This is a genomic window from Vibrio sp. SCSIO 43155 (assembly GCF_023716605.1).
Lineage (GTDB): Bacteria > Pseudomonadota > Gammaproteobacteria > Enterobacterales > Vibrionaceae > Vibrio > Vibrio harveyi.
On sequence record NZ_CP071852.1, the window covers coordinates 1037511 to 1051653 of the forward strand.

Annotated in this window: 10 protein-coding genes; 9 read left to right on the plus strand and 1 reads right to left on the minus strand. The window is 44.0% G+C overall.

From position 1 onward, the window contains the following. Positions 1-20: 20 nt before the first annotated feature. The 6 genes from J4N44_RS04835 (at position 21) to J4N44_RS04860 (ending at position 9566) form a co-directional block, all read left to right on the plus strand. Positions 21-485, plus strand: a complete 465-nt coding sequence (locus J4N44_RS04835; RefSeq protein ID WP_199483324.1) for a hypothetical protein — start codon at positions 21-23, stop codon at positions 483-485. A 27-nt stretch (positions 486-512) separates the two neighbouring features. Then, entirely contained in the window at positions 513-3341 is a 2829-nt protein-coding gene (locus J4N44_RS04840) for a DUF4150 domain-containing protein (RefSeq protein ID WP_252044904.1), read from the plus strand. A 1-nt stretch (position 3342) separates the two neighbouring features. Continuing rightward, a complete protein-coding gene (locus J4N44_RS04845) occupies positions 3343-4077 on the plus strand; it encodes an AHH domain-containing protein (protein WP_208443907.1) in 735 nt (244 codons plus the stop codon). Further along, positions 4074-4682: an imm11 family protein gene (locus tag J4N44_RS04850; protein WP_104040164.1), complete on the plus strand. Its 609-nt coding sequence runs from the start codon at positions 4074-4076 to the stop codon at positions 4680-4682. Before J4N44_RS04845 ends, J4N44_RS04850 begins: the two co-directional genes overlap by 4 nt. 1212 nt (positions 4683-5894) lie before the next feature. Beyond that, positions 5895-8648 carry a cation-translocating P-type ATPase gene (locus tag J4N44_RS04855; protein ID WP_047513164.1) on the plus strand — a complete coding sequence of 918 codons (2754 nt, stop codon included), beginning with the start codon at positions 5895-5897 and terminating at the stop codon, positions 8646-8648. Between the two features lie 183 nt (positions 8649-8831). Next, positions 8832-9566, plus strand: a complete 735-nt coding sequence (locus tag J4N44_RS04860; RefSeq protein WP_005446638.1) for an RNA methyltransferase — start codon at positions 8832-8834, stop codon at positions 9564-9566. A 90-nt stretch (positions 9567-9656) separates the two neighbouring features. Here the strand turns inward: J4N44_RS04860 and fdxA are convergent, their stop codons facing one another. Next, the gene (fdxA, locus tag J4N44_RS04865; protein ID WP_252044905.1) at positions 9657-9980 is read right to left on the minus strand and encodes a ferredoxin FdxA; all 324 of its coding nucleotides are present in this window, start codon (positions 9978-9980) and stop codon (positions 9657-9659) included. A gap of 232 nt (positions 9981-10212) precedes the next feature. On the opposite strand from fdxA, the gene J4N44_RS04870 reads away from it, so the two are divergent. From J4N44_RS04870 to J4N44_RS04880, 3 genes are all read left to right on the plus strand, one after another. Continuing rightward, positions 10213-11832, plus strand: a complete 1620-nt coding sequence (locus J4N44_RS04870) for an NAD(P)/FAD-dependent oxidoreductase (protein WP_252044906.1) — start codon at positions 10213-10215, stop codon at positions 11830-11832. A gap of 344 nt (positions 11833-12176) precedes the next feature. Further along, positions 12177-12596: a CBS domain-containing protein gene (locus tag J4N44_RS04875; RefSeq protein WP_005446643.1), complete on the plus strand. Its 420-nt coding sequence runs from the start codon at positions 12177-12179 to the stop codon at positions 12594-12596. Between the two features lie 63 nt (positions 12597-12659). Further along, a complete protein-coding gene (locus tag J4N44_RS04880) occupies positions 12660-14111 on the plus strand; it encodes an MATE family efflux transporter (RefSeq protein WP_005446645.1) in 1452 nt (483 codons plus the stop codon). The last annotated feature ends 32 nt before the right edge of the window (positions 14112-14143 follow it).

A 14143-nucleotide genomic window follows, 5' to 3' on the forward strand; every position in this document is an offset into this window, starting at 1 on the left:
AAAAAAGTACTAGGTCGACTATGAATCAAGAACTACCCCTAGACAACCTTAACATCACTTCAAAACCCTGCTCTCGAATTGGTTGGATAGTGGAAGTTCATCCAGAGAAGAATAGAGTAAAAGTAGATTTTGAGAATAACCCATTTTCTCAACCAATTTGGGCATCATTAGGCCGTGCTTTTACTCGGTCAGAAATTTTTATGGCCATCGATAATAAACTCGATTGCCGTATCTCTTTTCTATCCGAAGACCTCACCATTCCAACATTAGTTGATATCTACATATCTTTGCTGGAAGAACAAGAGCTTGTTGTTAAAGCAAAGAAAATAACACTTCATGCAGAGGAAGAAGTGCTTATTGGTTCCAGCGAGGCACAAACTAAATTTAGTGGGACGGATGGGCGTATTACTACAACGGCTAAGCATGTAAGTAGTAGTGCTGAAAAAATTCAGAAGATTCAGGGCTCCAAAGTAAAGCTCAACTAATCCACTTAATCCTGAGTAGATCATATTATGGCAGTAACAATAAGTGCAAATGGACTCAGTGTTGTCCATAAAGGTTCGGGCGGCGAAGCAAATGCAACACTGCCAGATGTCTGTCTAACAAAAGTGGGGAAGCCCATCGTACCTATCCCTTACGGTAATAATGCTAAATCGTCTGATTTAGCTGGCGGTTCAACAACGGTGACCGCTGACGGTGGGAATAGCATTGCATTAAAAGGCAGCACATTTGCAAAAAGTACTGGCGATGCAGCAGGTGATAAAAAAGGTGTCGCCTCGGGTACTATCGAGGCGGAAGCAAAATTCATTTCAGCTTCTCCCGATGTCCTGATTGAAGGAAAAGGCGTCGCTCGCCTCTCTGATCAGATGACAATGAACAAAGCTAACACAATGTGTTTGGGTGGCGTTCAAAACCCTGCTGTCAGCGTGACAGAAGATGAAGAAGGGACATACACGGTTTACGTGAAAGCTCGCTATCCTGACGGCATTCTGCTCAAAGATGCTGACTTTGATATTACCGACCCATCAGGAAGTGTGTTAACGAGCGGGCACTTTGATGACTCTGGAAAAAGCACAGTCTCTGGTTTAAAACCGGGACAAATTAAGATTTTGGCTAAAGAAAGTACGAATGCGTTTGTTCCTAAAGTTGTGCGAATTGATAATCCACATTATTTGATGACGCTAACTGATGAAGACTTTTTCGATAGAGCATCTCAAGGTCAGCAAACATTTTGGCACCCCTACCGTATAGCTCCTCCCTCTGAAGGATGGGGAGCAATGGGGACAAGTCTAACTGCCGATCGTTATTTTTTAGACATTGTCGATTTAGAGGTCAAAACACATTTTCTCCAGCGTCATCCAGACTTTTCATTCAGCATTTTTGCTGAAGCCTTAGTAGCAGGGATTGAAAGCATGTCTGAAGAGAGTATGGATCGTGTTCTTTCTCTTGGTTTACCCTTGGTTCTAGAGGAAGGTGAATTACTTTCGGTTCTGTTCCGTTTACCAAAACATGAAACAGCAGATCGAATGCTGGCATACATGCGAGCAAGAGGGAAAGGGAACCCACAAACGTTCTTACAAGAATACGACTGGCAAAGTGCAAAGCAAGCGCTTAGTAGTCAGCTTGAAGCGGTGCTTTCAAAAGTAAAAGGGCGTCTCGAATCACTTAGCTCTGAGGCTAGCCGATTAAACTACCTGTATCTCTCGTCAGATATCTATGACGCACATGTAAGTACGATAAATACCTACTCGAAAAAACTGTCCGATAACCTTTCAAGCGCGTTTGAGCGTCTTCAAACCAAAGCGGAAAGCTTGATGAATGATACCTCTGAAGTTTCAGTCATTCAGGCACCGGATAACGTGTATTCAGCAGAGGCAGGGAATATTGAAGTTGTCATAAATGCGATTTTAAAAATCGACTTAGAAGAGCAGAAGTGGGTTAAAGTCCAGCTCTTTTATGATGACCTATGGCAGACCCCTTTCCTTGCTGACAATATACGCATACAGACGAATTCAGTCGTACATGCTGAACAGGTAGCACTCAACAAGCTGCCAAATAAGAGTACCGTCTCTGATAGCGCTATTCATGCTATAGAGAGTAGTGAGAAGCAAGGTGGGGTAGCTGCTTTTGATGATCTGAAGCCGAATACTGACCTCGTTACTGTTGAGATAATTGGTGAGCCCGGAATAGAGCGTCAGATTAAGGACACACGAGAGCTCATCGAACGCCGTCTAGACAGCGTTTATGTCCAAGTCTGCAAAGCAATGCAACCCTTCGCTTTACAGTGGCAAACGCGTGGTGTTGCAAGTTTGGCAGACGGTATTGATGATGGCATTGTTGACTGGGGCAAAGATTTCACAGACATGTTTAGTCAAGATTTCTGGAGTAGCTTTGGTAATACTGTTTGGGATGCTGGCGCATCAGTGTTAGATACAGGTGTTGTCTATGCTGCTGAAGCCCACAATTTCATAAAGCAGTCCCTTGAAGATCAAGTAAGAGCAGGGGCAGGATGGTATTTGTCGAATACAACAAAACCTGTAAATGAATTGTCATTCGACGATGTGACTGACTTGCTCGGAAAGGCACTTGAAGATGGTGTGGAATCCCTGAGTGACCTGATGTTAGATAATGGTGAGCGGTTAAAAGAGAAACTAATAGAGTTTTATGATGGCGCGGAGGATGCTGTTGAACGTGCTCGGTTGATTGCCAAATATCATGAAGAGATTATTGCGCTTCCGAAGTATATTGCCGAAAACGATGCGAGAGCACTTCAAACATTTATTGACACAGCCTTAAGAGAGATAGCTCCTGAGTGGGCGAAAGAAATTGATGATACGGGCGCTTTACCGAAGGCCATGGCAGTAATGCGAGATCCTTCATCAGCAATAACTTACAGTGCTTACGTTGTCCTGATATTGGATGCGATCCCACCAAACTTTTATACCTATTACGGCGGTAAGCTAGGTATCTACGTATTGCTAGAAGTCGTTCTGAACCTCGTGTTAGGGTTATTTACTCTAGGTGCAGGTGTCGCAGCTCGAGCTACTTCCACTGCCGCGAGGCTCGTAGTTAAGGGGAAACGTGCTAAACAAATCGCCGGAGCTCAAAAAGCACTCGATACTTTTGGTGAGACCTTGGATGAAATGAGCAAAATCATGGGAGATCTGGAAGGCTTAGCGGACAAATTGGCTAAACGTAAAGGGGACACCATCAAAGGCCGAGCAAACATGACGCTGTCAAAAGAAGTTGAGAGTAAAAAGCGAAAAGGCAAGTGTACAGTGTGTAAAAGCAGCAAACACCGTACTCCAAAGCTTTATCGTGGTGAGCTAGAAAGGAAATAAAATGAGTGAAGAAATAAGAGGAAACTTAGAAAAAAATCCTAAAGAAAAAGTTAATGGTAAGAAGGTACCTGACTACCGAGAAGAATGGATTAAAAGTGCGAATAAGTATAATAAGAAAAAAGCACATCCATTTTGTAATGGCATTCAGATGGATACTCACCACCTCATATCAGGGAAGGCACTAAGTGAAATTGACAAAGATATGCAAGAAGCTCTTATAGATAAGGGTTATAATATAAATAGCTTATCAAACCTTGTTGGTTTACCATCCAGCTACAAAGGGGCTTGCCACCTTGGTATCCAAGTTCACAGGACAGGGCATACGTTTAAAAGTAATCAATTTTCAGAGATAAAAGCATCCAATTACCATAGTGAAGTGATCGACTATTTAGTCGATATAGCTCAAGATATTTATCTTTGTTATGGCACCACCGAAGTCGTAGAGCCGAAAAGAGAGATCCATAAAAAACACATGGATCCGATCAGTGAGAAACTATTAAAAAGGATTTTGAACTTTAGCTTGCCACTGACAAAGGTTAGTGAGCATTTTAATAAGAAAAACAAAATCTATATTGGGTGCGCAAACAGTGGGAAAGTAGGCGAGCTATCAAAATCTATAACTCCTTGTGAGAATGGAAAGAATGGTCACAGGGGGGAGTGGGATGAATTCAAAGGTTATACTCCAGAAGTTCAAATATCTTTTGGAACAAGTTGGTCACCAAAGAGGGGAATATGAATAGTTACGAAGAACAATACTACAAGGTATTTGAAATCCCATTTAGAGATACTTATCTTCATTTAAAAGCATCATTGGATACAGGACGTCGCCGTTACAGCTTCACTAAACTAGATTTTGGTGATGGCCCTATATTCTTTACTAATGCAGAAAAAGGTGATATGCCTTTCATTGTAAGTGACTTTAATCTCCACAGTTTTTTTCCTGTAGTATCTAAGGAGATTGCAGATAAATTACTGCCGCTCAATATAAATGGCTTCCAATTGTTCCCTGCTGTTTTGATTGGTGATGATGAAGAGTGGCATGAAGATTTTTTCTTCTTTAATGCGTATGAAAACCTTGACTGTATTGATTTCGAGCGTAGTGAGATACTCGACTACTCCCCTGACGACAGTAGGCATGAGGTCATAAAGTATAAGTTCAAGAATGAAGTGTTAGATGCTATCCCACAAGAAAATCGTCTAATTATACGACCTCATAAAGTAGCAGGAGGCGGGTTGTTAATTCATGAAAGCATAGTTAATAAAATCAACAAGTACGTCAAAGACTCTGAGTTTAAATTCTTTAAATTGAGTGATTATAAGTTAGGTGATAAGTATAAATAACGCGCTCTTTTTATAAGATTGGCAACTACATATAATCAGATAATATGAGAAATTAAAGCATATTAGTGATAAAGGGGGATGTTTTTATTTCCCCCTAAATTCTTCTGCACTCATCACCGGTTTGATAGAGAACGCATCCAATAGTGTAACGAGATGAACACTTACTGCCACTGTTTTAGAAACCACATTTTGACTGCTTCTAGTATTGTGTAACTTTCTTACACCTAACCTCTGTGTTTTTGTTGAAGCTGACCAAAAGGACATGTTATGGTTTTAAATCTTGACAAATTATGGTTTCAATCGATATGTAACTTGTTGAGTTTAAACTATGTGGTTGGACGCATTATGGTTTTAGCGACAAAAAGCCTCGCTTATACAGCGAGGCTTTTTCGTTTTTATCTTCTGCACTTTAGAGCCATTCAATACCCTGATTTCTGTACCTATACCCAAGTTGCTTCAGTGACACGCTCCCGAAGGGCGAGTTGCCTTGGTTCGCATGCTTCGTTAACAATTTTCGATTTAGAACCACTAGATCTTCAAATTGTTGCCTCGCCTTCAAACCAAGTCATTCTCGCTGAACCAAGCATCTCGAGGTTACTTGGGTACACATGGACGAGCTTCATTCTATGGTAAGGAATCTAAAGTCGCGCTTTTCCCCGCGTTATTCATTTTTCCCAGAATATGATCAGAAAATAAATATTCATTACCGATGAATGCAAGGCTTTATATTCTTACAGTGCTCGCATCATTATTTTCTGTTAGCAATTCTTTTATCTTCTCGTTCCTGTTTATTCGAATGGTTTGTCTGCTTGTTAGATTTGTTAGCAATCTTTAAGAAAATTAATCTGTAGAAAAATTACACTTTTCGGGAAATATGAAGTGTATTTTCCGTCTATTCGGGGTCTTATTCATGATCTTTTACACTTGTTTTATTTTTTGTATGACAAAATAAAATTGAGATTGATTGGGGTCAAAGATTCGTCCGCATTCGCCTTTTTCGGGGCTGAAAGTTAATTACAAGTATTCATTGGTTCGGGTAGGTTATTTTTACTCGCTGACATAACACTGAATAGATTCTTGATAAATATTCAAAATGAAAATAAACGGTGCAAAGGTGACGAGCGAGGTGATTTAACTCAATTCTATTCAGCGAATGCTTTTTATCAGTTTGAAATTGTACTGATGTCGCTTGAATGCTTTTTGGAGACCCCCATGACTAAAAAGTGGTTTACTGAGTCGGTTGAAGAAACACTGACTCAATTTAATGTATCAACTGAGCAAGGTCTGACTTCGGAAGAAGTAGAACAGCGTCAGGCTGAACACGGCAAAAATGAGCTACAAGAGCAAGAAGGCAAATCTGCGCTTGAGCTATTTCTACACCAATTTAAGAACCCATTGATCTTCATTCTGGGTATTGGTGCGATTGTTTCCTTCTTCACTGGCCACCTAGTTGATGCGATTGCCATCACTGTGATCATATTCATCAATGCCATCATTGCATTTTGGCAAGAGTTTAAAGCTCAGAAGGGCATGGAAGCACTGCGAGAAATGGCAGCCCCAACCGCACAAGTTCGTCGCAATGGAGAATGGGTTGATGTCTTGGCGCGTGACATTGTGCCAGGCGATATCCTAAAGATTAATACGGGTGACATCCTCGCAGCGGACGTGCGTATCATCGAAGCGAACCGTCTCGCAGTAGATGAGGCTGCGCTTACTGGTGAGTCTGAGCCGGTTGATAAAATCGTCAAGGTGATTGAAGACGAAACCGTTGGTCTTGGTGATCAGCGTAATATGGGCTTTATGACCACGATTGTGACGACAGGTACAGGCTTAGGTGTAGTAGTCAGCACAGGCATGAAGACGGAAGTCGGTCATATTGCGGATATGATGGCAAACACCGAAGAAACCAAAACACCAATGCAAGAACGTATGGATACCATCGCGAAGACCTTGATGGTTGCGGCTTTGGGTGTGGTTGCTGTGGTTTGTGGTATCGGTCTTTACCATGGTATGCCTTGGCTCGAAATCCTCAACACGGGTATTTCTCTATCGGTAGCAGCAATTCCAGAAGGTCTACCAACGGTTATTTCAATTGTGTTGACCATGGGCTCAACACGTATGGTGAAGAACAACGCATTGGCGAAGCAGCTTTCTGCGATTGAAACGCTCGGTTCAACCACGGTTATCTGTTCGGATAAAACCGGTACGCTGACACAAAACCAAATGCAGGTAATGAAAGCGTACGATGCAAGTGGTCGTTACTGGGAAGTGTCGGGCAAAGGCTTTAGCCCTGAGGGGGAATTCAAACCTCTAGGTCATACGGTTGATGCAAAGCAAAGCCCAGAAATGATGAAAGGCTTGGTAGTTGCGACCCTGTGTAATGATGCGGAATACATCAAAGATGGTGATAATTCGTCAGTGCGTGGTAACCCAACCGAGGGTGCGCTGATTGTTGCCGCGGCAAAAGCGGGTCTGGAACAATCAGACATGCTATCAACAGGCGGTTACTCTATCGTCGAGAAGTTCCCATTCGACTCTGCACGTAAGATGGCGTCAGTGATTGTTAAAGGACCTGATGGTAAGCACTTCCTTGCTATCAAAGGTGCGCCAGATGTGGTGTTGCGTAATGCCTCTGGTTTTATGGTTGATGGTGGTGAGCTACCAACAGCTCCAACCATGTCGACAGGTAGCCTTGCGTTAGCGGCAAGTCCAGCAGAAGAGGTCATCGCGAATTATGAAGCGGCAATTCAGGACTTCGCAGAGCAAGCGCTTCGTACTTTGGCGGTGGGTTACAAAGAGCTGACAGAGGATGACCTAAAGCGTGATCCTGCTGAGCTAGAGAAAGATGTGACCGTGCTTGGTTTGTATGGAATCATGGACCCACCGCGTCCAGAGGTTCGAGATGCAGTAGAGAGTTGTTACAACGCTGGCGTTCGCACGGTAATGATCACGGGTGACCATGCACTCACTGCAGCGGCAATTGCACGCGAAATCGGCATTATCCGCAGTGAAAAAGACTTGGTTATAACGGGAGCACAACTGGATGAAATGGACGATGAGGCATTGCGTAAGATTTGCCCGGAAGTGGCAGTCTTTGCCCGCGTGACGCCAGAACACAAGCTGCGTATTGTTCAAGCTCAGCAACACAATAATGAAGTGGCAGCGATGACGGGTGATGGCGTTAATGACGCACCTGCCCTTCGTCGAGCTGACATTGGTGTTGCGATGGGTATTACCGGTACTTCGGTGGCCAAAGATTCAGGTGATTTGATCCTTCTGGATGACAACTTCAGTACGATCGTGAAAGCCGTGCGCCAAGGACGTCAGATCTTCGATAACTTGCGTAAGTTCATTCGCCAAGCACTGACAGCGAACGTGGGTGAAGTGTCGGTTATCTTATTTGCTTTCTTGATGATGGGACCTGAGGCGATTCTACCACTCACGCCATTGATGATTCTTTGGATTAACCTAGTCTCTGACGGCTTGCCTGCTTTGGCGTTGGGTGTTGAGCCAGAAGAGAAAGACTTGATGGAACGTAAGCCGCGCAAGCGTAACGAAAGTTTCTTCAGCGACCATCTCGGTACACGTATTGTGACGCGTGGTTTAGCATTAGGCGGAATGAGTTATTTGGCGTTCAACTGGGCATTGAGTAGCGGTCAAAGCGCTCAATATGCACAGACAATGGCATTCGCAATGTTGATTTTTGCCCAGTTATGGCACTTGTTTGATTCGCGTACGTTTAACTCGCTATATCGTAAGAACCCATTCACCAACAAATACCTACTGGGGGCAGTCGCAGTATCAGCAATGCTGTCTCTTGGCGTTATTTACACGAGTCTTGGTCAGCTTATCTTTAATACCGAGGCGCTGAGTGCTGGTCACCTATTTGGTGTGATATTAGTGTCTTCACTGCCAACGTTCATTTTGTCTGGTATCAAAGAGATGACGAAAACCAAAGTCGTTTAAGTATGGTGATGTCGATTCTTGCAGTATAGGGAAGTGACAGAGACCTAAAGCCCGCCGAGAGTGATAGCTTGGCGGGCTTTTCTTTTCTCTCAAGCAAGGCATCTCTTTAGCTGTGCGAAGGTTTACTCTATAATCCCCCCGTTTTCATCTGGTACTTCACCAACTTTCATCTGGGATATTTTCATGATTTCAAAAAACCAACTAAAACTGCTGCGTGCTTTAGGTCAAAAGAAGCAGCGTAAAGCGCACGGCTTATTTCTGGTTCAAGGTGAAAAGAACGTACTGGAGTTAGCGAACAGCTCGCTCACGGTAAAGCAGATTTTTGCGACTGCTGAGTTTCTAGAGCAGCACAGCCAAGAACTAAACGGTTTCGAATGTATTGAAGCGTCACTTGATGACTTAACCAAGGCAAGTACCCTGGTCAGCAATAACGCAGCCATTGCTGTGGTTGAAATTCCAAACGTAACCGTACCTCAGGCAAAAGGCTTGATGATTGCGTTGGATGGCGTATCTGATCCGGGGAACCTAGGTACGATCATTCGCGTAGCAGACTGGTATGGTATCGAGCACATCATCGCGAGTACGGATTGTGCCGACCCATACAACCCAAAAACCATCAGCGCAACCATGGGTAGCTTTGGTCGTGTGCAAGTTAGCCTAGTGGATTTACCAAGCTACTTAGAAGAGGCAAACTTGCCTGTGTATGGTGCTTTTCTTGAAGGCGAGAGCGTGCACAAAACGGAATTCTCAGCAGACGGTATTTTGTTGATGGGCAGCGAATCTCATGGTGTGCGTGAAGCGGCGTCTAAATTTGTGACTGACAAGATTACTATTCCAGCATTTGGTGGTGCAGAGTCTCTAAACGTAGCAATGGCGACAGGTATTATTCTCGACAACATGCGTCGTCAACACAGCTAATCGCAGCAACGAATCATAGATACAAAAAAAGCGTAACGAGCCAGACTTTTTCAAGTTGAGGTTCATTACGCTTTTTTCGTTTTAATGCGCTTATTTTTCTAGTATGTCCAATTTATTTGGCACGCCGTTCCACTTTTCTGCTTCATCCATTGCTGGCTTCACTTCAGTTTGTACCGGCCAGATTTCTGCAAGTTCTGCGTTGAGCTCTTTGTAGATTACTTGATCTTCTGGTAGCTCGTCTTCTTGGAAGATGGCGGCTGCGGCACATTCATCCACGCACAAGCCACAATCGATGCATTCAATCGGGTTGATTACCATAAAGTTTGGACCTTCGTGGAAGGCATCAGCAGGGCATACCGCGACACAGTCAGTGTATTTACATTGGATACAGTTATCGGTTACGACAAACGCCATGATAATCAGCTCTTAAGTTAGTCAAAATTGAAGAATGGGGATAATACTCATCCCAAGGCAAAATTCAACATTCGCTACGTTAATTCCGCCGCGCAACTTGGATTTAGTATGACAGACAATTCAATTTCTCGTAAAATGCGCGCCATTGTGAGCTGACTGCTTTTTCACCCTTGATATTAACGAGGAGAAAATAGCAGTTCTGGCTAAGACACCTACCATAACGAGACATCACATGATTCGTATTAATGAAATTAAACTTCCTCTTGATCACGAGGAAGGCGCGCTATTGGACGCGATTACTAAAAAGCTTGGCATTGCTGCTGAGAAAGTTATCTCTTTTAATGTCTTTAGACGCGGCTACGATGCTCGTAAGAAAACCAATATTCATCTTATCTACACGCTAGACATCATCGTTGAAGGTGATGAAGAAGCGTTGCTAGCGAAATTTGAAAAAGACCCACATGTTCGCCAAACACCTGACATGGAATACAAGTTCGTGGCGAAAGCACCTGAGAACCTAACTGAGCGCCCAGTGGTGATCGGTTTCGGTCCTTGTGGTCTTTTTGCGGGTTTGGTTTTGGCTCAAATGGGCTTTAACCCAATCATCGTTGAGCGTGGTAAAGAAGTACGTGAGCGCACTAAAGACACGTTTGGCTTCTGGCGCAAGCGTACACTTAACCCAGAATCGAACGTACAGTTTGGTGAGGGCGGTGCAGGTACTTTCTCTGATGGTAAACTTTACAGCCAAGTGAAAGATCCAAACTTCTACGGTCGCAAAGTGATCACTGAGTTTGTTGAAGCTGGAGCCCCAGAAGAAATTCTATACGTAAGTAAGCCGCACATCGGTACCTTTAAACTGGTTACCATGATCGAGAAGATGCGCGCGAAAATCATCGAGCTAGGTGGTGAGATCCGCTTTAGCACTCGTGTTGACGATCTGCATATGGAAGATGGTCAAATCACAGGCGTAACGCTATCAAACGGTGAAGAGATCAAATCTCGTCACGTAGTACTAGCGGTAGGTCATAGTGCTCGTGATACCTTTGAAATGCTGCACGACCGTGGCGTTTACATGGAAGCGAAACCATTCTCTGTTGGTTTCCGTATCGAGCATAAACAGTCGATGATCGACGAAGCGCGTTTTGGTCCAAACGCAGGTCACCCAATTCTTGGTGCTGCAGACTACAAACTGGTTCACCACTGTAAGAATGGTCGTACGGTTTACAGCTTCTGTATGTGCCCTGGTGGTACGGTAGTTGCGGCAACTTCTGAAGAAGGTCGTGTAGTAACGAACGGCATGAGCCAGTACTCTCGTGCGGAGCGTAACGCGAACAGCGCAATCGTCGTCGGTATCTCACCAGAGGTAGATTACCCAGGCGATCCACTAGCAGGTATCCGTTTCCAACGTGAACTGGAATCGGGCGCTTACACACTCGGTGGTGAGAACTACGACGCACCAGCGCAGAAAATTGGTGACTTCCTGAAAGGTCGCGATCCAAGCGCACTGGGTGATGTTGAGCCATCGTTCACTCCGGGCATCAAATTGACTGACCTGTCAAAAGCGCTACCTGCATTTGCTATTGAAGCGATTCGTGAAGCGATTCCAGCATTCGATCGTAAGATCAAAGGTTTTGCATTAGAAGATGGTTTGCTTACAGGTGTTGAAACACGTACGTCTTCTCCAGTTTGCATCAAGCGTGGTAAAGACTTCCAGAGCATTAACTTAAAAGGTTTCTTCCCTGCGGGTGAAGGTGCCGGTTATGCTGGTGGTATTCTTTCTGCGGGTATTGATGGCATCAAAGTGGCGGAAGCCGTAGCGCGTGACATCGTAGCTTCACTGGAAAATGCATAATTTAGTCGCGTGATATAACGTCGAAAGCCAGCCCGATCATAGGCTGGCTTTTTTGTCTTTGCTGCATAGCTAGTTATTTCTCATTTAAATTTCTGAACGACTGGTTACTTATCCAACCTCTTCTCATGCTTTATATTCTCATGGTTATTCATCGATCTGAGGGCGGTGTTGATGGTATATAAATATGCAACTGAGCATCTATTGTTTTGTCTTATGTATTGATTCGATTAGAGATCGATAGACTAAATCTATGGATAAAATTGCTAATTTCCATTTAGTAAAATCAAGAAATTAGACGACACTTATCTTAAAGGCAGCAAAAATGTGCCGCTAAGGAGATAAGAATGCACTCACTAAAAGTTAAAGATTACATGACGTTACAGGCAGTGACTTTCACCAAGAACATGTCGTTGACGGCGGCTTTGGACAAGGTGATGCAAAGTGTTACTCTAGGTGGACCTGTTATCGACGAAAACGAGAAAGTCATTGGATTCCTTTCTGAACAAGACCTTTTGGACAAACTCGTTAAAGCCAGTTACCACTGTCAGGACACGCACACAGTAGAAGAGTGTATGCATGATGATGTTTTGTCTGTATCGCCGGATATGTCGATCATTGAGTTGGCGGACATGATGAAGATAGGCAAGCCAAAAATGTACCCTGTGGTAGATGATAAAGAGAAACTCGTCGGTGTGATTACAAGACGCGATGTGCTGAGAGCGATAGGAAAAACGCTGAACGAATGTTTCAAACACCCCGTTTAATTACAAAACAATAAGTATGAAGACGAAAGACGCTACGGCGTCTTTTTGTCGTTGAGGAAGAATATGTCTACGCAAGACGCAAAGTTTGTCCAAGGTTCAACCATGCGCCACATTCTGGTGATGTCCGGAGCGGGTTCCGTGGGTTTAATGGCGCTGTTTGTCGTCGATTTGCTTGATATGTTGTTCATCAGTATGTTGGGGCAGGTCGAGTTGGCTGCGGCGGTTGGTTTCGCGGGAACATTAATTTTCTTCTCAACTTCAGCATCGATAGGTACCTCGATAGCGATGGGCGCTTTAGTTTCCAAAGCGATCGGTGCAAAGGATTTCGAACGAGCGAAGTTGACCAGTGGTAGCATCATGCTGGTGGCTTTTATGATCAGCTTGGTCATTACCATTGGTATGTTCATCCACATTCCCGAATTACTCGCAGCCATTGGTGCGGAAGGAGTTGCAGCGGAGCGTGCTGAAGCGTATCTCAACATTCTTCTACCAAGTGCGCCAATTTTGGCATTAGGTATGTCAGCCGGTGCAGGTTTGCGTGCTGCTGGTGATGCTAAACGCTCGATGTGGGCCACGTTGGCTGGTGGTATCGTTAATGCGATTCTTGATCCTCTCTTTATCTTTGTCTTCAAATGGAACGTGGAAGGTGCGGCGGCGGCTTCGGTGATTGCTCGTTTTACGGTATTGGCATTCTCCCTTTATCCACTGGTGAAAGTGCATCAGTTGGTGTCCTTTCCAACATTCGATATCTTCAAAAATAACCTTAAGCCGATTTTGGCGATTGCCATTCCAGCAATCATCACTAATACCGCAACGCCAATTGGCAACGCGATTGTAACGACACATATTGCTCAATTCGGTGAGGACTTTGTCGCAGGCTTTGCGGTGATAGGGCGTTTAACACCAGTGTGTTTTGCTGTGATTTTTGCATTGTCTGGTGCGGTTGGTCCTATCATTGGGCAGAACTTTGGCGCGGAGCGAATGGACCGCGTGAAGCGAACACTGACAGACTCTTTGTTGGTTACCACTATTTACACGCTGGGTGTTTGTGCCTTGCTTTATGTTTTGCAAGATTACATCGTCGCTATGTTTAGTTTGACGGGGGATGCCGCGATTATTGTGGTCGCGTTCTGCACTTACGTTGCTATCACATTTGTATTCAATGGCACTTTATTTGTTGCGAATACCTCGTTTAACAACCTTGGTAAACCGCTTTATTCAACGGCATTGAATTTGGGTAAAGCGACAATTGGTACATTACCATTTGTGTACTTTGGGGCTCAATGGTATGGCGCACTTGGTGTGCTATATGGACAAGCGGTGGGTACGATTGTATTTGGTTTACTTGCACTGGTAGTACTGAACAAGCACATCAAAGATCTGATGCAGAACTTTGGGGAAGACATTATTGAAGATGACCCTGCGATTACTTGTGTTAACACTCAGCCTTTCTGTTCGCATGACGCGGTATTGATCGACGAAGTCGCAACGGCTTTGGAAGAAGAAAAAGCGTAATTTTGCTTAATTCATCATATTGTTCTTGACCT